Below are 21,108 nucleotides of genomic sequence, written 5' to 3'. Positions count from 1 at the left end.
TGACGTATTTGAGCGCGGTTATCCCTGGAGCGGGTCTTCACACTGAACGGGAACAACCCCGTCGACGGAGGTGGATGTGCGAGCCGATCAGGTCACGGATGCGTGCGCGGAACACGGCGAGGGGCCGGTCTGGGACACCGCGAACGGCGTGCTGCGCTTCGTCGACATGCTGGTGGGCGCCGTCCTGACGTTCGACCCGGTGACCGGCGAGCTCACCAGACACGTGGTCGCTGACGTCGCCGCCGCACTGCGGCCGCGCCGTCCGGGTGGGTGGGTCCTGGCGACGCAGCGCGGGTTCGCGCTGCTCGACCGGGGTGATCTCGACGCGCCGGAGGCCGCCGAGCCGGCCTGGATCGAGGCGTTCACCGACAAGTCGATCCGGATGAACGACGGCGGCTGCGATCCGCAGGGCCGGTTCTACTGCGGGACGATGGCGTACAGCCAGGACCCGGGGTGCGGCACGCTGTACCGGCTCGACCCGGACCGGTCGGTGCACGAGGTGCTGACCGGCCTCACGGTCTCCAACGGCCTGTGCTGGTCGTCGGACGGCGCGCACGCCTTCTTCGTCGACTCGCCGACCGAGCGGATCGACGTCTTCGACGCCGACCCGGCGACCGGGACGCTCCACGATCGGCGTCCGTTCGTGCAGATCCGGGACGGCACGCCCGACGGGCTCACGATCGACGCCGACGGAGGCGTCTGGGTGGCGCTCTACGGCGCGGGCGCCGTGCACCGTTACGACCGGCACGGGGCGCTCGACCTCGTCGTCGAAGTACCGGTGAGCCAACCCACGTCGTGCGCGTTCGTCGACCGCGACCTGTTCATCACGACGACGAGAGAGGGGCTGCCGGACGGCGCCGAGCCGCAAGCCGGTGCGCTGTTCCACGTCCGGCCGGGCGTCCGCGGCCTCCCGCCGTTCGGGTTCGGCGGATAGTTTCGAGGTGTTCCTGGGACTGGAGTGGCGTCCCGAGGCGTCAGGCGGGGTGCCCAGGCAGTCGGGACAGCCGCCTCTGTCGGCCGGGTCGGCGGGACGACCAGGGTAAAGAGCATCCGGTTCTCCCCCCGAAGGGATACCGCAATGCTTCCGCAGGTCGTCCGCTCCGAGTTCCTCCCCCTGGTGGAAACGCAGCTCACTTACCAGGACGCGCTGATGGGCCGCCCGAACGTCGTCGGCGTCGGGCTCGGCCACAAGTACAGCGGTGGCATCAACACCGGGGAGCGGGCGATCACGGTCCTCGTCCACCGCAAGGTCGACGCCCGGTATCTCGCGCCCAAGGCCATGGTGCCGTCCGAACTCGAGGGCGTGCCGACCGACGTCCAGGAGGTCGGGCTGATCCGGGCCGGCGGCGGCCCGCAGCCGTGGGCCGACCGGGGGAGCGCCACCGCCTCCCTCGGCGTCGGCCCGTTCCAGCTCGGCCAGCGGGTCCGTCCGGCGTTCGCGGGGGTCAGCGTCGGCCACTTCCGGGGCAACGCCGGCACGTTCGGCGCCGGGTGTTTCGACGCGCTCCCGCCGACCGGTAGCGCCGGCCGCTACTACATCCTGAGCACGAACTACGCGTTGGCCGACTGCAACGCCGGTCGGGCCGGCGATCCGATACTGCAGCCGGCGTTGGTCGACGGTGGCCGCTACCCCGCCGACGTGATCGGCGGGCTGGTGCGCTTCGTCCCGATCCAGTTCCACGACGGTGCTCGCAAACCCGTCAACTTCGTGGACGCGGCGATCGCCGAGGCGGCCCAGGACACCGACCGCCGGGTCTACTGGGCCGGTGAGGTGACGACGCTGAACGCGGCGCCGAACATCAACGACACCGTGCAGAAGTGGGGCCGCACGACCAACTTCACGACCGGACACGTGCTGAACGTGAACGCGACCGTCGACGTGCACTACGACCGCGGCCGGATCGCCCGGTTCGGCCAGCAGATCGTCACGACCAACATGTCCGCGGGCGGGGATTCCGGCAGCCTCGTCACCGATCCCGACGAGGGCGCCGTGGGCCTGCTCTTCGCCGGCTCCGGCCGGGTCAGCGTGCTCAACAACATCGTGGCTGTCCAGTCGCTGCTCGGCGTCCGCGTCACCGGCAGCTGAGTCGGGAACCGCTCCGGCCCGCGTGTCCCGGTCGGCCAGGACAAGCTGCCCCGCCCGCCGGGGCAATCGTCTCTGTCGATCGGGGCGGCGAGCAGGCCAAGGTGGAGCCCGACAGGGTGCCGGCAACCCCGGTGCAGGGCCACCGCCCTGCGCCGGGTCATGTCCGAGGGCTGACCGCGAACCGACGCGTGCCACAGCCCGTGTGTAGTAGCCCGTCTCCTTGGGGAGGCAGGTGCGGAAGAAGTGGGGGCGCAGTGGAGACATCGGACTGCGCTCGTCCTCCGGGTGTGAGCCGGGATCCGAGGGGGATTCCGGCCCTCACTCGTGCCCGCCGAGCGCGGCCCGCGGCGGTTCGGGCCCGCCGCGCCGCGGCTACTGACGGGATGTCGTCATCGGACAGGACGGGGCGCGCGCCGCTGCGGTACAACCAGCGCGGCAGGGTCCCGGGACCGCACGGTCGCGGTCGTAACCCGGCGCTCTGCCGGATCCTGAGGCTCATTCTTCCTGCGGAACCCGATCGATGGAGCGCGCGCTCCGTCCACAGTGCAGAGGACTTACCGTGACCAACTCGGAACCCGCGACGGTCTTCGTCATCGACGTCAACGACCGCTTCGCGCATTTGTTCAGCAGCGTGACCGACCTGCTGGCCACCCACGAGGCCGCCCCTGCCGAGCCGCCGCGCGGCTTGGACTTCTTCGACCAGGACGGGCAGCGGCTCGCGCCGGTGTTCGACGAGACCTGGCGCCTGTCGGGACTGGTGAAGACGGACGAGAAGCCGGAGCCGGAGGCCGTCCAGGCACGTCTCGTAGCGGTCTTCGCCTTCCTCGCCCAGTACACGACCGACCACCCGTCGCAGATCTCCGAAGACTTCGGGCTGAGCGTCGACGAGGCACTCCGCGAGCTGCCGCAGCTCAACGGCAAGACGCTGGCCGAGAGCATCGCCGCGCTGCGGGGATTGACCCATGAGGCGGCGCCGGAAGGGCACCAGCAGGACCGGGGAAGCTGGTTCCACAATTTGATGCACAATATCTGACATTCCGTACGACGAACGGTAGCCGGATGCCAATTTCCTCCCTGTCCAGACTTTCGCCCCGCAGCGTCGTGGGGTTGCTCGTCGCCGTCCTGGTCGTGGCTGCCGTACTGCTCGGACAGTTCATCGGCAGCGACGACCCGGACACCGGGCCGGTGGGGATCAGCATCGCGGTGGCGGTCTCCTGCACGGCAATGGGTGTGCTCATCCTCGTCGCCGTGCCGCGGCACCTGGTCGGCCGGCTGCTCCTCGCAGCCGGCGCCAGTGCCGCGGTCGGCACGCTCGCGGTGAGTTGGACCAGGTGGGAACCCGTCGCCTGGCTGAGCCAGTGGTCCTGGTGGCCGGCGTACGGCCTGCTGTTCCTGGCCCTGCTGGTCTTTCCCGACGGCCGATTACCGAGTCGTCGCTGGCGTGCGCTGGCGATCGCGCTCGTCGTACTGACGACGCTCGGCGCGCTGGCCCTCGCGATCGGCGCGTTCGCCGAGCCGCAGACGCTGCTCAGCACGGATATCAAGAAGCCGCCGTTCGCGCGCTTGTTCATCCGGATCTTCGCGGTCGCGTTGCTGTTCACCGTGTTCGCGGCCTTCGGTGTGCTGGCCGCGCTCTGGTTCCGTTGGCGACGCGCAGACGGCGAGACGCGGCAGCAACTCGCCTGCCTGCTGCCGGCGGTCACGCTGTTCCTCCTGGGGTGGTTCGCCGACTTCTTCAACCTGTCGGGCGGCTACGTCATCGCGACGGTCGCCGTGCCGCTCGGGATGACCGTCGCGATCGTCCGATACCGGCTCTACGACCTCGATCGGGTGCTGAACCGCACGATCGTGTGGTTGGTCATGACGTTGCTGGTCGTCGTCGGCTTCGTCGCGATCGTGACCGTGCTCCGCGAGATCGTCATGCGGAACACCGACGACGACACGGTCTCGCTGGTCACCACCGGCCTGATCGCGATCGCGTACGCGCCGCTGCACCGTCGCGTCCAGCAGGGCGTCAACCACCTGCTCTACGGAGACCGGCACGACCCGTACAAGGTCATCGCCGAGCTCGGCGACGTGCTGGGGCAGACCGCCGAGCCGAACGCGGTGCTCCCGCTGCTGACCGGAACGATCGCCAGCTCGTTGCAGGTCCCGTACGTGGCGGTCGAGGTCGAGGAGGCGCGCGGCGCCCGGCTGCTGGCCTGGTACGGCCGGGTCGGGCCGACCGTGAACGCGTTCGACATGATCTCCCGCGGCGAGCACATCGGACGTCTGCTCGTCTCACCCCGCACCGACGGCGGGCACTTCACCCCGCGCGAGACCCGCCTGCTGGCCGACATCGCGCTGCACGCGGGGGTGGCGGTGGAGGCCAGCCGGCTCACCAGGGACCTGCAGGAGTCGCGGGAGCGGTTGGTGCGGGCGCAGGAGGAGGAGCGGCGCCGGTTGCGGCGTGACCTCCACGACGGCCTGGGGCCGAGCCTCACCGGCATGTCCATGCAGGTGCGGGCCGCGCGGAAGCTGGCCGGTTCCGGCCGGATCCGCGACATCCTCGATGCCCTCGCCGGTGACCTGGCCGCCTGCACGGCGGAGGTACGGCAGCTGGTCGACGAACTGCGTCCGCCGGCGCTGGACCGTGGGCTGGCCGTGGCGCTGCGGGACGAGTGCCGTCGGTTCGACAGTGCGGCGCTCTCCGTCCAACTGGAGCTGGACGACGACCTCGACCGGCTGCCTGCCGCGGTCGAGGTCGCGGCGTATCGGGTCGTCGCCGAGGCGCTGAACAACGTCGCCCGGCATGCGAGCGCACGGAACTGTGTGGTCGCCGTGCGGCGCGGCCGCGACCTGACGATCGAGGTCAGCGACGACGGGGTGGGGATCAGCGGGCCGGTGCGGTCCGGGGTGGGCTTGTCCTCGATGCGTGACCGGGCGGGGGAGCTGGGCGGGGAGTGCGAGATCCTGTCGGCGCAGCCGCACGGCACCACGGTCCGGGTGCACTTCCCGGCCGCGTCGCTGATGCTCGTGCACCCGCCGACGCCGGCGGCCGCCGACGCTGTCGCCGTTGCTCAAGCGAACGGCGTCGCCCCGGCCGTCCCGGCCGTGGTCGCCGCCGCAGTCAGCGACGCGGCGCCCGTGGCATCGGTCGCCGACGCGGGGCCTGCGGCGCCCGCCGTGCCGGTTGCGCCCGCCGTGCCGGTTGCGCCCGCCGTGCCGGTTGCGCCCGCCGTGCCGGTTGCGCCCGCCGTGCCGGTTGCGCCCGCGCCTGCGGCGCCGCCCGCGCCTGCGGCGCCGCCCGCGCCTGCGGCGCCGCCCGCGCCTGCGGCGCCGCCCGCGCCTGCGGCGCCGCCCGCGCCTGCGGCGCCGCCCGCGCCCGCGGCGCCGCCCGCGCCCGCGGCGCCGCCCGCGCCCGCGGCGCCGCCCGCGCCCGCGGCGCCGTCCGCGCCGGCAGCGGGGGCTCCGGTGGCCGACGCGCCTAGCGCGGCTCCCGCGCTAGGGGTGTCCGACATCGCGCCGGTCGGGCCGCCGGTGCGGCTCTGGCCGGACGGTGTCGTGCCCTACGAGATCGCGCCGGGTATCGGGCCCGAGGAGCACGTCGCCGAGGCGATCGCGCACCTGGAGAGCCACACGCTGATCCGGTTCGTCCCGCGCAACGCCGACGAGCACCCGGACTACGTGCGGTTCGTCCTCGGTGACTCGTTCGCCTCCCAGGTCGGGCGAGTCGGCGGTGAGCAGCAGATCGAGCTGCTGGCGGGCGGCGAGATGGGCGGCGTCCTGCACGAGATCGTCCATACTCTCGGCCGCTGGCACGAGCACTGCCGCGCCGACCGCGACCAGTACGTCACGATCCAGTGGCAGAACGTCGCCCCGGAATCACGGCCTAACTTCCTTCGGCAGGCCACCGGCCCGAACGAGGACCCGTACGACTACGAGTCGATCATGCATTACCCCCGGGTCGCGTTCTCGACCAACGGCGAGCGGACGCTCGAGACGCTCCGTCCGGTCCCCCCGGTGCCGCCGGGGCTCCCCGTGGGCCAGCGTCGTCGGCTTTCCGAGGGCGACTGCCGGACGATCGAGCGGATGTACCGGACCGCCCCGGCGTTCGCCGAGCAGCCGACGGCGCCGCGGACGCTTCGGCCGGTGGCTGCCGACGTCGTCAGCGGCACCCTGCACCTGCCCGACGAAGCACCGTCCGGGCGCGCCGCCACCGTGGTGATCAGCGTCCGCGACACGACGACGACCGGCGGACCGATGCGAAGCGTCGGCGAAACGATCATGGCCGACGTCCCACTCGTCGGCGGGGGAACGATCCCGTTCCGGGTGCCGGTCGCGGCGGTGGATCCCGCCGCGGTGTACACGGTGGAGGCCCATGTGGACGTTCGTGGCGACGGAACGGTCGCGACCGGAGACCTGGTCACGGCCGCGGCGTGCGCAGTGCTGACCGGCGGGGCACCGACCGAACTCGCGGTCCCGATGACGAGCGTGGTGTGATTCCGGTGAGCGCGTGGGCGTTCCAGGGAGGCACACCGGTGGACGAGCCGAAGCGGGTCCTCATCGTCGACGATCACCCCGTGGTCCGTCGTGGCCTGAAGGTGATGCTGGAGGGCGAGGCCTGGGTGAGCGAGGTCGCCGAGGCGGCCAGCGTCGAGGAGGCCGTTCGCGAGGCGATCACCTGCCAGTCCGACGTCATCGCGATGGACGTCGTCCTGCCGGACGGGGACGGCGTCGACGCCACCCGCCGGATCCTGGAGGCGTGCCCGGACGCCGCGGTGCTGATGCTCACGATGGCCGACGACGACGACATCGTGGCGAAGGCGCTGAACGCGGGCGCCCGGGGCTTCCTCCTCAAGGACACCGACCCCGACATGGTGATCGACGCCTTGCGAACGGTCGCCAGCGGCGGCGTCGTGCTCGGACCCCGGGTCGGGCCGACCGTGCTCACCGCACTGCGCCGCGCCCCGGCGGTGTTGCCGCCGCCGTTCGACCAGCTCACGACCCGCGAGCTCGACATCGTCAACCGGCTGGCCTGCGGCGACACCAACGCGCAGATCGCCCGCCACCTCAACGTCAGCGAGAAGACGATCCGCAACCAGATGTCGGCCGTCTTCAACAAGCTGAACGTCAGCGATCGGGTGCAGGCGGCGTTATTGGCACGGGATGCCGGAATCGTCCGCTGATCGCGAGGTGTGACGATGTCAACACGGGTTTCTGCCCTGCGGCCAGGGGGGATCTAGCAGGGGCCGGTGTCATCCGGCGCGGAGGTTGAGCCGGCCAGATCGCCCCGAGGCCGGTTTCGGAAGAAGGGCCAGGAGGTCACTACCATGTTCGAGCTGCACTGTGGAGCTTGCGCCCGGCCCGGAGCGTCGAGTGAGAACCGCGCCGAGGTCCAAGCGCTGACCGACCTGCACAACAGCCTGGTGCATCGCGGGAGCCCGGTCGCGGTGCTCCGACGCCGTCTGTTCGCGCGTCCGCGGAGTGCCGCTGCCTGAGCCTGCCGCCCCCGCGCTGTGCGTCGGGGCAGCCGCCCACGCGGCGACGAACACTCCGGCCCAGATCAGCCCGATCAGCATCGCCGCCGTGGTGCTGCTGACCGTGCCCCATCCGACGTAGACCCGGTCTCCGGCCAGCAGGACGAGAACCGTGATGCCGAACGTCCAGGCCGAACCCTTGGCGAGCCGGCTGCGACGCTTCCGCGCCACCGTCCAGGTCGCGAGAACAACCGCGGTGGTGGAGATCGCGTGCTGGACCGCGAACAGGTGATCGGTGCGGGCGATGCCCTCCGCGGCGTTCAGCACGATGCCAAGGATGACCAGTGGCACCACCGCACCGCCGGACGCGAGGAGCCCGATCGGCCCCTGCTGCCGGCGGGACCGCACCGGTCGCAGCAGTACGACGACGGCGGCGGCCGCGACCACGGCGTAGGACGGCGTCGAGAGCAGCAGTATCTCCGCGGCGAGGGCGAGCGCGTTGTCGGAGTGCGTCGCCAACGCGTCGGCTACCGGTTGGTCGAGCCGCGGGACGCCGCCGGCCCGGACCGCCACCGCCACCAGCGCGGTGAGCATGCCGCCGACCAGCGTCAGCACCACGACCAGGAGGGCGGTCGAGGCGCCGGTCCACGGGCGCGCACCGGCCAGCCGGGCGATCAGCTTGGCGGGAAGCTCCGGGTGGCGTCCCAGCCTGCGACCGGCGAGGATCCCGGCGACCAGCGCCGCAGCCACCGTGACCAGCCCCAGCGACGCCTGTCCGGCGACCGCGGACACCTGCTGGTAGGAGCTGCCGGCCAGGAATCCGCCGCCGACGTAGGCGCCCGACCACAGCAGCCCGGCCGGGACGCTGTACCTGGCGAAGCTGCCCGGTGTCATCCCGGCCGCTCCGGCCAGGCGGGGCACGAGCGTGCGCGCGCCCACGACCCACCGGGCGACGAACACCGCTCGGCCACCGTGCCGGCCCAGGAGCGCGGATGCGCGGGTCAGAGCCCCGTCCAGACGACGCTGGACGAACCCGCGCCGCACGTCACCTGCGGCCGGGTGTCCGGTTCGGCGTCGTCCGATGAGGTAGCCGCACGTGTCGCCGACGAGGACCGCGACAGCGGCCGTGGCCAGCGCGACCGGGAGGCTCAGCGTGCCGCTGTAGGCGAGGAACCCCAGGCCGAGCGCGGTCGAGACGCTCGGCAGCACGAGCCCGGCGAGCAGAGCCGGTTCCCCGGCGAGCACGAGCGCGGCGAACACCACGACGAGGGGGGCAGGGAGGCCGAGCAGGCCGTCCAGCAGGGTCTCCACGCGAGACACCTCCGGTGGGGCCGGCTCCGACGGCCGGACGGTTACAGCCTTCCGTCACCCGCCGCTCGCCACATCCGGGAGCACCCTGGCGCCGACCCTGAGATGGTTCAGCCGTGCTGCATCTCGGTGACCGCCCTTCCCCCGTGTAGTCGTCATCTGTCGTAGATACACGGCTGCCGGTCGCTGAGGGTTCTCGGGGGTATGCGTTGCGTACTGTTGAGCGGCAAGCGAAAACTAAGTTTTCTGCCGTTTGGAGGTGCGCTCGCCGCTGAATGTGGCAACGATGGAGATTAGGCGTCCGTCCGGAAAGGATGTGCGTTTGCCTCGATCTGTCGTGTCGTCGGTACGGCCCGGGCGGTTATCGGCCCGGGAGTTCGGTGACCCGACATTCGGACGACGCTGTGCCGCGGCTGCCGCCGGGCTGCTGACCGTGGGGTTACTCGTGGGGTCGGCGGGGGTCGCGCGGGCCGATCCGCCGAGCCCGGCTGCCGATCGGCCCACGACGTCGGCGGATTCCACCGGGGCAACCACCAAGAAGCCGCGCACCGTCGCCGAGCGGGTGAAGCAGGAGCAGATCGCCGCCGAGGCCGTCGCGGAGCGGTTGGAGGAGGCGAAGGCGTCGCTGGCCACCGCCCGCGACGACCGGGGCCGGGCCGAGACGCGCAGCACGATCGCGGCGCAGCGCGTCCTGGTGGCGCGCGAGGCGGTTGCCGACTGGGCCCGCGACTCCTACATCGAGGAGGCCGAGCAGCCGTCCGGGTTCCCCGCCGATCCGCGTCGACGCATGTTCGGCCACCCGAACCCGCAGACCGACTCCGCCGAGGCGCTCCTGGCCACGGCGGAAGCGGAGGAGCGAGCCGCCGCGAGCGATCTGGCCGTGGCGACCGCGCTGGCCGAGGCCGCACAGTCCACCGTCGACCGGCTCGGCGACGACCTGTCCCGGCGCGCGGAGACGATCCGCCGGCTCCGCGCCGGGCGGGAGACCGTGCTGGCCGCCGCGCAGTCGGATCAGGAGGCGGTGGACGCCGCGCGTTCGTCGGAGTACATCCGCGACGCGAAGGGCGTCGCCGGTGACGCGGCGCTGAGGGCGATCGAGTTCGCGCTCGCCCAGCGCGGCAAGCCGTACGTGTGGGGCGCCGAAGGGCCGGACACGTACGACTGCTCCGGGCTGGTGCAGACCGCTTTCGCGGCGGCCGGGGTGTCGTTGCCGCGGACCGCGCGTCCGCAGTACCGGGCGACGCAGATCGTCGATACGACCGCGCTGCTCCCCGGCGACCTGCTGTTCTTCGCGACAAACAAGTCGAACTGGGACACGATCCACCACGTGGCGATCTACCTCGGCAACGGCAAGATGCTGCACGCGCCGACGACCGGGGACGTCGTCCGGGTGGCGCCGGTGTGGTGGGAGGAGTTCTACGCGGCGACCCGGGTGGTGCCCGGCCGAACCACGCCGAAGGCGACCCCGAAGCCCTCGCCGGCCCCGGCACCGGAGAAGCCCGCGCCGACGAAGCCCGCGCCGTCGAAGCCCGTACCGTCGAAGCCTGTGCCGTCGCCGACGAAGCCCAGCCCGTCGCCGATCCAGCCCAGCCCGTCGCCGTCGCGCCCGGGGTCGCCGTCGCCGAGCGAAAGCCCGAGCGGCACTTCCAGCGGAACGCCGACGCCAAGCGGAACCCCCGGGCCGAGCACGTCGCCGAGCGGCTCCGGCTCCCCGTCGCCGAGCGGCAGCAGCAGCGGCTCACCGCCCACCAAGCCCGACAGTCCGAGCCCGTCGTGCCCGGCGAGCCCGTCGCCCACTCCGTCGGGATCGGCCTCCCCGACCCCCACACCGACCCCGAGTACCTCGGTGAGCCCCACTCCCTGCCCCTAGCGGCGCCGCGCGTCCGAGGAGCCCGAGAAATCTGGCCGTTCATCGACCTATCACCCGGCGGTGATAGGTCGATAGGTGGCCAACTTTCTGGGCCGAACTCCCTCACCGTGCAGCGCTTCGGCTACGAATGCACGTGTGCTGAGCGACGGGGAACTGAGCGGGATGGCAGAGCGGCTGATGACGGTGCCGGGCCTCGTCGGGGTGATGCTGGGCGGCAGTCGCGCCCGCGGCACCCACACCGACGAGTCGGACGTCGACCTCGGCCTGTATTACCGCCCACCGCTCGACGTCGCCGCGCTCGGTGCGCTCGCCCGTGAGCTGTCCGGGCCGAGCGCGGCGGTCACGGCGCCGGGCGAGTGGGGGCCGTGGGTCGACGGCGGCGGCTGGCTGCGCGTCGCCGACACCCCGGTCGACTGGATCTACCGGGACCTCGACCGGGTCGGCACCGCCTGGGACGACGCCCGCGCCGGCCGGTTCCACTTCCACTTCCAGGTCGGTCACCCGCTCGGCGTCCCGGACTTCACCTACGTCGGCGAGGTCGCGCTCGGGCGGGTGCTGGCGGACCCGTCCGGCGCGCTGACCCGGCTACGCGACGCCGCCCGCGACTACCCGTCCGCGCTGCGCCGCCACGTCGTCGCGCGCACGCTGGGGGAGGCCGACTTCGCGCTGATGATCGCGCGGAAGGGCGTCGGCCGCGGCGACACCACGTACGTCGCCGGCTGCCTGTTCCGGGTGGTGGGCCTCTGCGCACACGCGTTGCACGCGCACGCGGGTGCGTGGCTGATCAACGAAAAAGGCGCAGTGGACGCCGCTGCGGCGCTATCCGTCGCGCCGCTGGACTTCGCCGAGGCGGCCCACGGTGTGCTGGCCTGCCTCGGGCGCACCGAGATCGACCTGCGTGCGGCGCTACACACCGCGGACCTGCTGGTCGACGCGGTCGCCGCCACCTGCGGCGTCCCGCGCGGCGGGGCGTCAGTGGCGACGTAGGTACTGGGCCGCAAGCGCGATGCCGCTGACCGCGGTGAGCGCCCCGAACCCCAGGTGGAGCGCGAGCGCGTCGCCGAACAGCGAGGCGGCAGCGTTGCCGATCATGCCGATCGTCAGCAGCACCCAGAGCAGCGGACGCAGGAGCTGCGGCCCGGACGTGGGAGTGTCGGTCATCGGTGGCTCCTTCGTGAGGGGAACGGTCGAGTTCGACGCTAGGAGCCACGCCGGCCGCCGCCGAGCCCGTCAGCTGCCCGGCGCTGGTACAGCAGGCTGTACTTCCGGGCCGAACCGTGCGGCGGCGGGTGGGCGACCGCTTAGGGTCGCGGCGAGGAGGTGCCCGATGACCACCCAGGAGACCGCACGCGGGCGCGACGGCGTCCGCGAGGCCGTCGTCCGATCGGCCGCCCGTGGTCTGTCCGGCACCGAGCAGCTGGCCGGCGGGTTCGGGACCGCGGTGATGGCGCTGGTCCTGCTCCTGGCCACGCTCGGGACCGCGGTGCTCAGCCTGGTCGGCGTCGGCCTGCTCCTGGTCCCGACCGTGGCCAGGGGGATCCGCGCGCTGGCGAACCGGGAACGCGGCAGGCTGGCCCGCTACGGCGTCGAGCTGCCGGAGCTCGGCTCGCCGCCGGGCGGCGTCCGCGGAGCACTCGCCGACCTGTCGTTGCGCCGCGAGCTGGGCTGGACCGCGAGCCACGCCACGCTGGGTTTCCTGCTCGGTTTCCTCGGGGTGATGTTGCCGCTGGCCGCGTTCCGCGACCTCACGTTCGTGCTCTGGTGGTGGGTCGGACCGTCGTGGCAGAGCGCCACCTCGATCGGGGTCGGATCCGTCCACAGCACGGCGGAGGCGCTGTGGGTGTCGCTGCTCGGCGTCGGCTGGCTCGCGGTCATCGTCGGCGTCTCTCCGAACATGGCTCGGCTCCAGTCCTGGCCGGCGCGGAAGCTCCTCGTCCCGGATCCGAGCGTCGACCTCTCGCTGCGGGTCGCCGAGCTGACCGCGACGCGAGCCGCCGCGCTCGACGCCCACGCGCTCGAGCTGCGGCGGATCGAACGGTCGCTGCACGACGGCAGCCAGAACCGTCTGGTCGCGGTCACGGTGCTGCTCGGAGCGGCCCGCCGGGCCATGGACCGGAATCCGGCGGACGCGGTGGAGCTGCTCGACCGGGCGCAGGACGCCGCCGAGACGGCGCTCGCCGAGTTGCGGGCGGTGGCGCGGAGCATCCTGCCGCCGGTCCTGTCCGACCGTGGGCTGGCCGGGGCGCTGACCGGCCTGGCGAGCAACTGTGGTGTCCCGTGTGACGTCGAGATCGACCTGCCGGGAAGGTGCGCGGCGTCCGTCGAGGCCACGGCGTACTTCGTCGTCGCCGAGGCACTGACGAACGTGGCGAAGCACAGCGGAGCGCACCGGGCCACCGTGACCACCGCACTCCGCAGTGGGCGCCTGCACGTCGAGGTCACCGACGACGGCTACGGCGGCGCCGACACCGTCAAGGGATCCGGGCTGGACGGCGTCCGCCGCCGAGTCGAGGCCCACGACGGCACCTTCCGCCTCGACAGCCCGCCGGAAGGCCCTACGATCCTCGCCGTGGAGCTGCCGTGCGGATCGTGATCGGTGAGGACGACGCCCTGCTGCGCGAGGGGCTCGCCCTGCTGCTGAAAGCCGAGGGGCTGGACGTGGTGGCCACCGCTGGCACCGCGGACGAACTGCTGGCCGCCGTCGACACCCATCGTCCGGACGTCGCGCTGGTCGACGTCCGAATGCCCCCGACGCACACCGACGAGGGGATCAAGGCCGCAGTCGAGGCCCGCCGTCGCCATCCGGGGCTGGCCATTCTGGTGTTGTCGGCGTACGTCGAGCAGGCGTTCGCGACCGAGCTGCTGGCCGGCGGCAGCGCCGGCCTCGGTTACCTGCTGAAGGAGCGGGTCGGTCGGGTCGAGCAGTTCCTCGACGCCCTCCGCCGGGTGGCGGACGGCGGCACCGCGATCGACCCGGATGTCGTCACCCAGCTGCTGGTCCGGACCCGCACCGACCCGCGGCTGGAGCGGCTCAGCCCGCGCGAGCGGGACGTGCTCGCGCTGATGGCGGAGGGGCTGGGCAACACCGCGATCGCCGAGCGTCTCGTCGTCACCGAGGGCGCGGTGCACAAGCACATCCGCAGTATCTTCGCGAAGCTCGACCTGCCACCGGACGACCAGAACGACCGGCGGGTCACCGCTGTGCTGCGGTATCTGGATCATCTGTAACGGAACCAGTCGTACTCTGAAGGTATGACTGCGATGGCGCCCAACCGTACGAGCCCGGACCTCTCCTTCCTGCTCGACCGCACCAGCCACGTCCTGCGGACCCGGATGGCCGCAGCGCTGGGCGAGATCGGGCTGACCGCGCGGATGCACTGCGTCCTCGTCCACGCGCTGGAGGAGGAGCGGACGCAGATCCAGCTGGCCGAGCTCGGCGACATGGACAAAACGACGATGGTCGTGACCGTCGACGCGCTCCAGAAGGCCGGGCTCGCCGAACGCCGTCCGTCCAGCACCGACCGGCGCGCTCGGATCATCGCGGTCACCGAGAAGGGTGCCGAGGTCGCGCGTCAGAGCCAGGAGATCGTTGACCGCGTGCACGCCGACGCGCTGGCCAGCCTGCCCGACGACGAGCGGGAAGTCCTGCTGCGTGCCCTGGACCGGTTGGTGACCGGACACCTCGCCGAGCCGGTGGAGGCGGCCAGGCCGGCCCGGCGGGCTCGTCAATAAGGATCGTCCGTAACAATATCGTCCGCAACGAAACTATCTGCTACTGTCCTTCACGTCGGCATCTCGACTGGAGGACTCCATGTCTCGCGTTCGTTGGATCGCACTCGGCGTCATCGCCACCGGCCTGTTGATGAGCGTTCTCGACGGCAGCATCGTCACCGTCGCGATGCCCGCCATGCAGGACGACCTCGGCCTCTCACCGGCCGGGCTCAGTTGGGTGGTGAACGCGTACCTGATCGCGTTCGGCAGCCTGCTTCTCCTGGCCGGCCGGCTGGGCGACCTGATCGGCCGCAAGCGGATGTTCCTGATCGGGACTGCCGTCTTCACGCTGGCGTCGCTGCTGGCCGGTGCGGCGAACTCGCCGACCGTGCTGATCGTCGCGCGCTTCTTACAGGGTGTCGGCAGCGCGATGAGCGCGGCGGTGAGCCTCGGCATCCTGGTCACGCTGTTCACCGAATCGAAGGAGCGCGCGAAGGCCATCGCGGTCTTCAGCTTCACCGGTGCCGCGGGCGCCTCGATCGGGCAGGTGCTCGGCGGCGTCCTGACCGACGCGCTGAACTGGCACTGGATCTTCCTGATCAACATCCCGATCGGTATCGCGGCGATCGCGGTCGCGGTGCCGGTGCTGCCCGCCGACCGTGGTCTGGGCCTGGCAGCCGGTGCGGACGTCCTCGGCGCGGTGCTGGTCACCGGTGGCCTGATGGCGGGCATCTACGCGGTCGTCACGATCGAGTCCGACGGCCGCAACGCCGCGCTGTTCGGGGCGCTCGCCGTGGTGCTGCTCGCCGGGTTCCTGGTGCGCCAGGCCACCGCGCGGAACCCCCTCATGCCGCTGCACATCTTCCGGTCGCGCAGCGTTTCCGCGGCCAACCTGGTCCAGGTCCTGATGGTCGCCGCGCTGTTCGCGTTCCAGATTCTCACCGCCCTCTACCTGCAGAAGGTCCTCGGTTACGACGCCCTCGAGACCGGCTTGGCGATGTTGCCCGCCGCGCTCACGATCGGTGCGGTCTCGCTCGGCGTCGCGACCCGGCTCAACGCCCGGTTCGGCGAGCGGACCGTCCTGCTGGCCGGGCTGACCCTGCTGACCGGCATGTTCCTGCTGCTGGTGCGCGTCCCGGTGGAGGCGAACTACGTCACCGACCTGCTGCCGCTGATGTTCCTGGCGAGCGGTTTCGGGCTCGCGCTGCCCGCGCTGACCACGCTGGGCATGTCGGGGGCGAAGGCGGACGACGCCGGACTGGCGTCCGGCCTGTTCAACACCACGCAGCAGATCGGTATGGCGCTCGGTGTCGCGCTTCTGTCGACGTTGGCCGCCTCCCGCACCGAGTCTCTGTCGGACGCCGGGCAGAGCCTTCCCGCGGCGCTCACCGGCGGTTACCACCTGGCTTACGCGGTCGGGGCCGGGCTGCTCGTCGCGGCGTTCACCGTCGCCGCCGTCCTGCTCCGCCAGCCGGCACGTGACCGGGCGATCCCGCAGGACGCCGAGACCGTGCCCGCCCCCGTCGGCTGACGCGCTACTCCTCGGAGAGGGCTCCCGCGCGGGGGCCCTTTCTGCGTTGCCAACCGCGTAGCTTGTCAGGGTTGAGGACGATCCAGAGCGCGGCGACCGTCGCGTCGATCGTCCGGACCGCGACCACGGCGAGCGCCCGGTTGCCGCGCCACAGGGCCAACCCGGCCTGTCCGTTGACGGCCTCGACGGTCATCTCGGTGTCCGGCTGCCCGCACAGCAGTGCCGCGACCAGCTCGGCGACGTCGTCCGCACCGGACACCGGCCCGAGCGCGGCGGGAGCACCGCCCCCGCTGTCGCACACCGCGACGGCGTCGGCGTACAGCGCCGCCCGCAGCGCGGCGCCGGTGCCCAGCCGGCAGGCTGCGGCGAACCGGCGAACGGCGTCGTCATCGTCGTCGAACACGGGGCCTCGGTCTTCCTCGCAGTAGCTAGCTAGGACCGAGTACCACGCGGATCTGTGACGTCTAACCTTCCGCAGCGGACAACGCGGCGATCTTGGCCGGGTTGAACATCCACAGGATGTGGTCGATGCCTTCGGCCGTCGCGCCGATCGTGAGCACGCAGCGCACCGCACCGTCGTGGCGGACCACCAGGATCGTCTGCCCGTTCGCGTTCACCCAGTCCAGGTCGACGCCGTCCCAGAACCAGTCGGAGATCGCGGTCAGGAACCTCGCCACCCGCGCGACGCCCACAACCGGTGCCCGGGCGACCCGCACCTTGCCGTTGCCGTCAGACAGGCTCCGCACGTCGGACGAGAACAGCTGCTCCAGCGCGGTCATGTCGCCGGACTTGGCGGCCGCGAGGAACGTCTTCAGGAGCTCGCGCTGCGTGGTCGCCGTCGCCGGGGCCCTGCGCTCCTGCGTGAGGTGCTTACGAGCCCTGCTGACCAGCTGACGCACCGAAGGCTCGCTCGCGTGCAGGATCTCGGCGATCTGCGCGTACGGGTAGTCGAACGCTTCCCGCAGCACGTACGCGGCGCGCTCGTTGGGCGAGAGCTTCTCCATCAGCAGTAGCGTCGCGAACTCCAGCGCCTCGGCGCGCTCGGCGCCCAGATACGGGTCGGCGCTGGTGTCGACGGGTTCGGGGAGCCACGGCCCGATGTACGTCTCGCGCCGCACCCGTGCCGACTGGAGCGCGTTGATCGCCAGCCGGGTCGTCGTCGTCGCGAGGAACGCGGCCGGGTTGATCACCGCGGCGCGGTCACACGTCTGCCAGCGCAACCAGACGTCCTGCACTAGATCCTCAGCCTCGCTGGCGCTGCTGAGCATGCGGTACGCGATCCCGAATAGGCGCGGCCGAACGCTGGTGAAGACCGCTACGGCGTCCTCGAGGTCGTCCACATCCGAATCCGCCACCCCTGGCCTCCATGTTCGCCGTGCTGCCTGCCGAGCGTAATCGTGTCCCGGCAGGCTGCCCACGCCCACGGTGTGCTCGATTCAGATGGTCTCGGCGGGTGCGGCGACGAGACGGCGTGCGTCGAGCAGATCGACGCCGATCAAGGCGCACACCGCAGCCGCCTCCAACAGCACCGCGGCCGCCAGCGGCACACCGAGCCACGTGGTCGCGGCCGCGAGCAGCACCAGCAGCGCCGCCCCGCTGAACCGCAGCAGGTACGAGCGGGACGGGTCGAGCCAGCTCTGCAGCAGACCGATCGTGACGAGCACCGCCGCCACCGGAACCGCGAGCGCGAACGCCGCGCCGACCGGACCCAGGTGCGCGTGGTGGGCGTCGGTGTCGGCGACGACCTGGATGCCCGCACCGACGGCCGCGAGCGCGGCGAACACCACATAGTGGGCGTAACCCCAGCGGAACGAGGCGCGCGGTGAGATCCGCAACCCGATCTCGGCCGGTCGTTTGAAGTACGACCACCAGAGCCCGAAGATCACCAGCAGCCCGGCCGCGGCGATGCAGAGCAGGCTCGCGGAGACGCCGTTCTCGGAGATCGCCGACTGCACGGTGATCGTCGCGCCGAGGATGCCCTCGCCCAGCACCAGCAGCGTGAACAGCCCGTAACGCTCGGCGATGTGGCCGGGGTGCCAGGTCGTTTCGCCGGTTCGTTCGGCCCAGACCGGCACGACGAGCTCGGCCGCCACCAGCACCGGCAGCGCGACGAGGCCCCACGGGTCGGGAAGCAGGAGCCGGAGGATCCAGCCGACCTGGACCACGGTCAGACCGGCGACGTAACGCAGCGCGGTGCGGCGGAACGTCGGGGAGTCGGCCGCTACCCGGAGCCAGTGCCCGATCATGCCCAGCCGCATGATCACGTAACCCAGCGTCACGACCCCGAAGTCACCGTGCTCGAACGCCTGCGGGACACCCGCGGCCAACACCAGGACACCGGCGATCGACACCAGCGTGAGCAGGCGGTGCGGCACGTCGTCGACGTCGTAGGCGGACGCGTACCAGGTGAAGTTCATCCACGCCCACCAGATCGCGAAGAACACCATCAGGTAGCTGAGGATCTCGAGCCCGAAGTGCGCCTCGGCCACCGCGTGGTGCAGCTCGGCGGCTGCCGAGGCCACCGCCACCACGAAGCACAGGTCGAACAGCAGCTCGAGCGGCGTCGAAGCGCGGTGTGTCTCGTTGGGGTCGCGGCCGACGACCGGCGACCGCCAGGGCCGGCCGGCTCTGGCCCGGTCCGGGGGTGTGGTGGTCAAGGACGTCCCTCCTCGTTCGGGGTGCAGCTCCTTCGACCGGACAGGCGCTCACGTTGTGACAACGCGCCAGAGCTTGTCACAGGCACCTGACCATCTTCAGTACTGCAGGGCCACCGACGCGTCGCGTCCGATGCGTTCGACGGCGGCGAGGTCGAGCCGGTAGTGAACCTGACGGCCGTGCCGTTCGACGTCGGCCAGGCCGAGGTCACGGAGCACACGGAGGTGACGGGAGACCTGCGGGCGCGTCATCTGCAACCGGTCGGCGAGGTCGGCGGTGGTCATGGCCTGCCGGGCGATGAGCCGGCACAGCCGGACCCGGCGGGGGTCGGTCAACGCCAGCAGGCGGCTGCGAGCCAGCGTGACCCCGACGTCCGCCGGCTCGACCGGGTAGTGCAGGACCGGCGGCAGCCCGGGTTCGTTCTTCACCAGCAGGTGCGGTGCGCCGAACCGGCTGGGGATCAGGAAGACCGGCGTGCGGGCAGGCGCGATCACCGCGTGGTGCACCTTGTCGAAGATGACCCGCGTCGGTCCGGTCGACGGGGTGGCGAGCCGGGCGCTGGACGGGCTGAGCGAGAGCAGTGCGTCGGCCGGACCCTGGTCGGCGAGTCGTCGCCGCAGGTGGTCGGCCGCGCGGGCGAGCAGCGGTTCGTGTGCGGCCCACAGCTCGTCGAAGAACGCCCGGCGGCAGCTGCCGAGGAAGCCGACGAGGTCCGCGCGGAGTGCTTCGGGATCTCGGAGCAGGTCCTCGGCGAGGCGGAGATGGGGATCGGGGAGCCGGGCCGCCGCCTGCCGGAGAGCCGTGGCCTGAGCGGGATCGTGCCGGAGGTTCGCGAACCGGAAACCGTGGTAGCCGCTGGCGCAGGCGTACGCGGTGAGCTCGGCGAATCGGTCGACGTCGAGCGTCGGCAGCGGTTCGATTCCCGGGTAGAAGACCCGCCAGCGCAGAGCGGTCCACAGCGGCGAGAACCGCTTCAGGTCGGCGCGGAACTCCGCCGACGCGGTGCGCAGCACGCCGTCGGCCCATTCGGCGTGATCGGTGTGGTGCGAGCGCTCGGTCAGCGCATGCAGGCTGGCCGCGAGCTCGGCGAGCGGCGCCACGGTGACGGTGAACCGGTCGGAGTCGACTCCTTCCAGGAGTATTACGACCGACATGGCCGGGAGTGTACGGTCGTCCGCCGCTCACCGCCCCGCGCTGAACTCGGCGCGCGCCGCCGTCAGCACGGTCGGGTCGGTGAGCAGGTCGGCGACGACCCGGGCCAGCCCGGCGGCCGCGACCTGGGTGCGGTCGTGAGCGAACGGCATCGCCGCCGCCTCACGCATGGCCTCGGAGTGGCCGGGGGTGCCTGCGTCCGCGATCTGGATGTACGGGTGGATGACCGGCAGCAGCACCGACAGGTTGCCGATGTCGGACGAGCCCGCCGGGCCGTCCGTGCTGCCCGGCCCGATGTCCACGCCCAGTGCGTGGACCGCCTCGCCGAACAGCCCGGCGAGCACCATGTTGTTGCGTCGCTCGGCGTACATCGGGCCGGTCTCCGAGACCGTCGCCGACGTGCCGGTGGCCAGCGCGGATCCGATAGCGGCGTCCCGTATCCGGCCGACGAGTTCCTCGACCGACGCCGCGGTCCGGTCCCGGACGTAGAGGTCCACCGCCGCGGCGGCCGGTACGACGTTCGGTGCCTGCCCGCCGTCGGCGACGACGCCGTGGATGCGGGCGGTCGGCGGAACGAACTGGCGCATCGCGTCGACTGCCTGCAGGAACAGTTGCGCACCGGCGAGCGCGCTGCGACCGAGCCAGGGTGAGATCGCGGCGTGGGCGCTCACTCCGGTGAAGGCCACCCGCAGGTGGGCCGCCGCGAGGCCGGGGCGTGCGAGCGACGAGTGATCACCCGGATGGAACATCACCGCGGCGTCGACACCGTCGAAGACGCCAGCCTCTGCGAGGCGGACCTTGCCCGCGCCTCCCATCTCCTCGCCCGGCGTCCCGATGACCTCGACCGTCCCCGGGTGATCGGGCAGCGCGCGCACGACCGCGATCGCGGCGGCAGCGGCACCGGCCGCGATGAGGTTGTGCCCACAGCCGTGCCCGATACCGGGCAGCGCGTCGTACTCGGCGAGCACCGCGATGCGCGGCCCCGGTGACCGACCGGTGTGGACGGCGGCGAAAGCGGTCTCGACGCCGCCGTGCGGTGCCCGGGTGACGAAGCCCGACTCGGCGAGCCAGTCGACGAGGACGGCCTGGGCGTGGAACTCGGCGAACTTCAGCTCGGGGCGGGCGTGGATCGCGCGGCTGACCGCGTCCATCCGGGGGCGCAGCGCGGAGAGTTGATCCGAGAGCGTCTCGAGCAGGGGTGACAGCGTTGATGCGGCGGACATGGGGCGCTCCTCTACCGGCCGGGCGGCTCGGCCACGACGTCGAGCGTGCACCCGCCCCGGGACGCCGAGCTCCGCATTGCCGCCGCTCCGGTAATCGCGGCGCCGCCCGCCAG

General features: G+C 72.0%; 18 protein-coding genes. 11 read left to right on the top strand and 7 right to left on the bottom strand.

Annotation, left to right across the window (positions count from 1 at the left end; all coding sequences use genetic code 11):
* Window positions 1–76: 76 nt before the first annotated feature.
* The 5 genes from BUB75_RS39745 to BUB75_RS39725 all read left to right on the top strand — a co-directional run bounded on the left by BUB75_RS39745 (window position 77) and on the right by BUB75_RS39725 (window position 7,254).
* A complete protein-coding gene (locus BUB75_RS39745; protein WP_073265225.1) occupies window positions 77–934 on the top strand; it encodes an SMP-30/gluconolactonase/LRE family protein in 858 nt (285 codons plus the stop codon).
* A 144-nt stretch (window positions 935–1,078) separates the two neighbouring features.
* Complete coding sequence (locus tag BUB75_RS39740) at window positions 1,079–2,086, top strand: chymotrypsin family serine protease (protein WP_073265223.1); 1,008 nt, start codon at window positions 1,079–1,081, stop codon at window positions 2,084–2,086.
* Window positions 2,087–2,645: 559 nt separating this feature from the next.
* Window positions 2,646–3,119: a hypothetical protein gene (locus BUB75_RS39735; protein WP_073265221.1), complete on the top strand. Its 474-nt coding sequence runs from the start codon at window positions 2,646–2,648 to the stop codon at window positions 3,117–3,119.
* 26 nt (window positions 3,120–3,145) lie between these two features.
* Window positions 3,146–6,568: a M12 family metallopeptidase gene (locus BUB75_RS39730; RefSeq protein ID WP_084742301.1), complete on the top strand. Its 3,423-nt coding sequence runs from the start codon at window positions 3,146–3,148 to the stop codon at window positions 6,566–6,568.
* 38 nt (window positions 6,569–6,606) lie between these two features.
* Window positions 6,607–7,254: a response regulator gene (locus tag BUB75_RS39725; protein ID WP_073265308.1), complete on the top strand. Its 648-nt coding sequence runs from the start codon at window positions 6,607–6,609 to the stop codon at window positions 7,252–7,254.
* A gap of 69 nt (window positions 7,255–7,323) precedes the next feature.
* On the opposite strand, the gene BUB75_RS39720 is transcribed toward BUB75_RS39725, so the two are convergent.
* Entirely contained in the window at window positions 7,324–8,856 is a 1,533-nt protein-coding gene (locus BUB75_RS39720) for a DedA family protein (protein WP_073265217.1), read from the bottom strand.
* Window positions 8,857–9,175: 319 nt separating this feature from the next.
* Here BUB75_RS39720 and BUB75_RS44665 point away from each other — a divergent pair, with 319 nt between their 5' ends.
* Window positions 9,176–10,723, top strand: coding sequence for a C40 family peptidase (locus BUB75_RS44665; RefSeq protein WP_178380098.1), 1,548 nt, complete (start codon window positions 9,176–9,178; stop codon window positions 10,721–10,723).
* Between the two features lie 162 nt (window positions 10,724–10,885).
* The gene (locus BUB75_RS39705) at window positions 10,886–11,710 is read left to right on the top strand and encodes a nucleotidyltransferase domain-containing protein (RefSeq protein ID WP_073265304.1); all 825 of its coding nucleotides are present in this window, start codon (window positions 10,886–10,888) and stop codon (window positions 11,708–11,710) included.
* On the opposite strand, the gene BUB75_RS39700 is transcribed toward BUB75_RS39705, so the two are convergent.
* Window positions 11,696–11,884 (bottom strand): hypothetical protein, encoded by a 189-nt coding sequence (locus BUB75_RS39700; protein WP_073265215.1) that lies wholly within the window; start codon window positions 11,882–11,884, stop codon window positions 11,696–11,698. The two genes, BUB75_RS39705 and BUB75_RS39700, sit on opposite strands and share 15 nt — an antisense overlap.
* 166 nt (window positions 11,885–12,050) lie before the next feature.
* On the opposite strand from BUB75_RS39700, the gene BUB75_RS39695 reads away from it, so the two are divergent.
* The 4 genes from BUB75_RS39695 to BUB75_RS39680 all read left to right on the top strand — a co-directional run bounded on the left by BUB75_RS39695 (window position 12,051) and on the right by BUB75_RS39680 (window position 15,965).
* The gene (locus BUB75_RS39695) at window positions 12,051–13,316 is read left to right on the top strand and encodes a sensor histidine kinase (RefSeq protein ID WP_073265213.1); all 1,266 of its coding nucleotides are present in this window, start codon (window positions 12,051–12,053) and stop codon (window positions 13,314–13,316) included.
* Window positions 13,304–13,951: a response regulator transcription factor gene (locus BUB75_RS39690; protein WP_073265211.1), complete on the top strand. Its 648-nt coding sequence runs from the start codon at window positions 13,304–13,306 to the stop codon at window positions 13,949–13,951. The genes BUB75_RS39695 and BUB75_RS39690 overlap by 13 nt, the downstream gene beginning before the upstream one ends.
* A gap of 24 nt (window positions 13,952–13,975) precedes the next feature.
* Window positions 13,976–14,455 (top strand): MarR family winged helix-turn-helix transcriptional regulator, encoded by a 480-nt coding sequence (locus BUB75_RS48960; RefSeq protein ID WP_073265209.1) that lies wholly within the window; start codon window positions 13,976–13,978, stop codon window positions 14,453–14,455.
* Window positions 14,456–14,534: 79 nt separating this feature from the next.
* On the top strand, window positions 14,535–15,965 hold the full coding sequence (locus BUB75_RS39680; RefSeq protein ID WP_073265208.1) for an MFS transporter: 1,431 nt from the start codon (window positions 14,535–14,537) through the stop codon (window positions 15,963–15,965).
* A 4-nt stretch (window positions 15,966–15,969) separates the two neighbouring features.
* Here the strand turns inward: BUB75_RS39680 and BUB75_RS39675 are convergent, their stop codons facing one another.
* From BUB75_RS39675 to BUB75_RS39655, 5 genes are all read right to left on the bottom strand, one after another.
* The gene (locus BUB75_RS39675) at window positions 15,970–16,368 is read right to left on the bottom strand and encodes a sigma-70 family RNA polymerase sigma factor family protein (RefSeq protein ID WP_073265207.1); all 399 of its coding nucleotides are present in this window, start codon (window positions 16,366–16,368) and stop codon (window positions 15,970–15,972) included.
* A 61-nt stretch (window positions 16,369–16,429) separates the two neighbouring features.
* Window positions 16,430–17,320 carry an RNA polymerase sigma-70 factor gene (locus BUB75_RS39670; RefSeq protein ID WP_218618053.1) on the bottom strand — a complete coding sequence of 297 codons (891 nt, stop codon included), beginning with the start codon at window positions 17,318–17,320 and terminating at the stop codon, window positions 16,430–16,432.
* A gap of 81 nt (window positions 17,321–17,401) precedes the next feature.
* Window positions 17,402–18,622 carry a low temperature requirement protein A gene (locus BUB75_RS39665; protein WP_073265205.1) on the bottom strand — a complete coding sequence of 407 codons (1,221 nt, stop codon included), beginning with the start codon at window positions 18,620–18,622 and terminating at the stop codon, window positions 17,402–17,404.
* A gap of 96 nt (window positions 18,623–18,718) precedes the next feature.
* Window positions 18,719–19,774, bottom strand: coding sequence for an ArsR/SmtB family transcription factor (locus tag BUB75_RS39660; RefSeq protein ID WP_073265204.1), 1,056 nt, complete (start codon window positions 19,772–19,774; stop codon window positions 18,719–18,721).
* A gap of 27 nt (window positions 19,775–19,801) precedes the next feature.
* Window positions 19,802–20,995 carry an amidohydrolase gene (locus BUB75_RS39655; RefSeq protein ID WP_073265203.1) on the bottom strand — a complete coding sequence of 398 codons (1,194 nt, stop codon included), beginning with the start codon at window positions 20,993–20,995 and terminating at the stop codon, window positions 19,802–19,804.
* Window positions 20,996–21,108 lie beyond the last annotated feature (113 nt).

The sequence above is a fragment of the Cryptosporangium aurantiacum genome, assembly GCF_900143005.1.
Taxonomy (GTDB): Bacteria; Actinomycetota; Actinomycetes; order Mycobacteriales; family Cryptosporangiaceae; genus Cryptosporangium; species Cryptosporangium aurantiacum.
The sequence above is the reverse complement of the archived record's forward strand: the minus strand, read 5'-3'. Positions and strand labels throughout refer to the sequence as shown.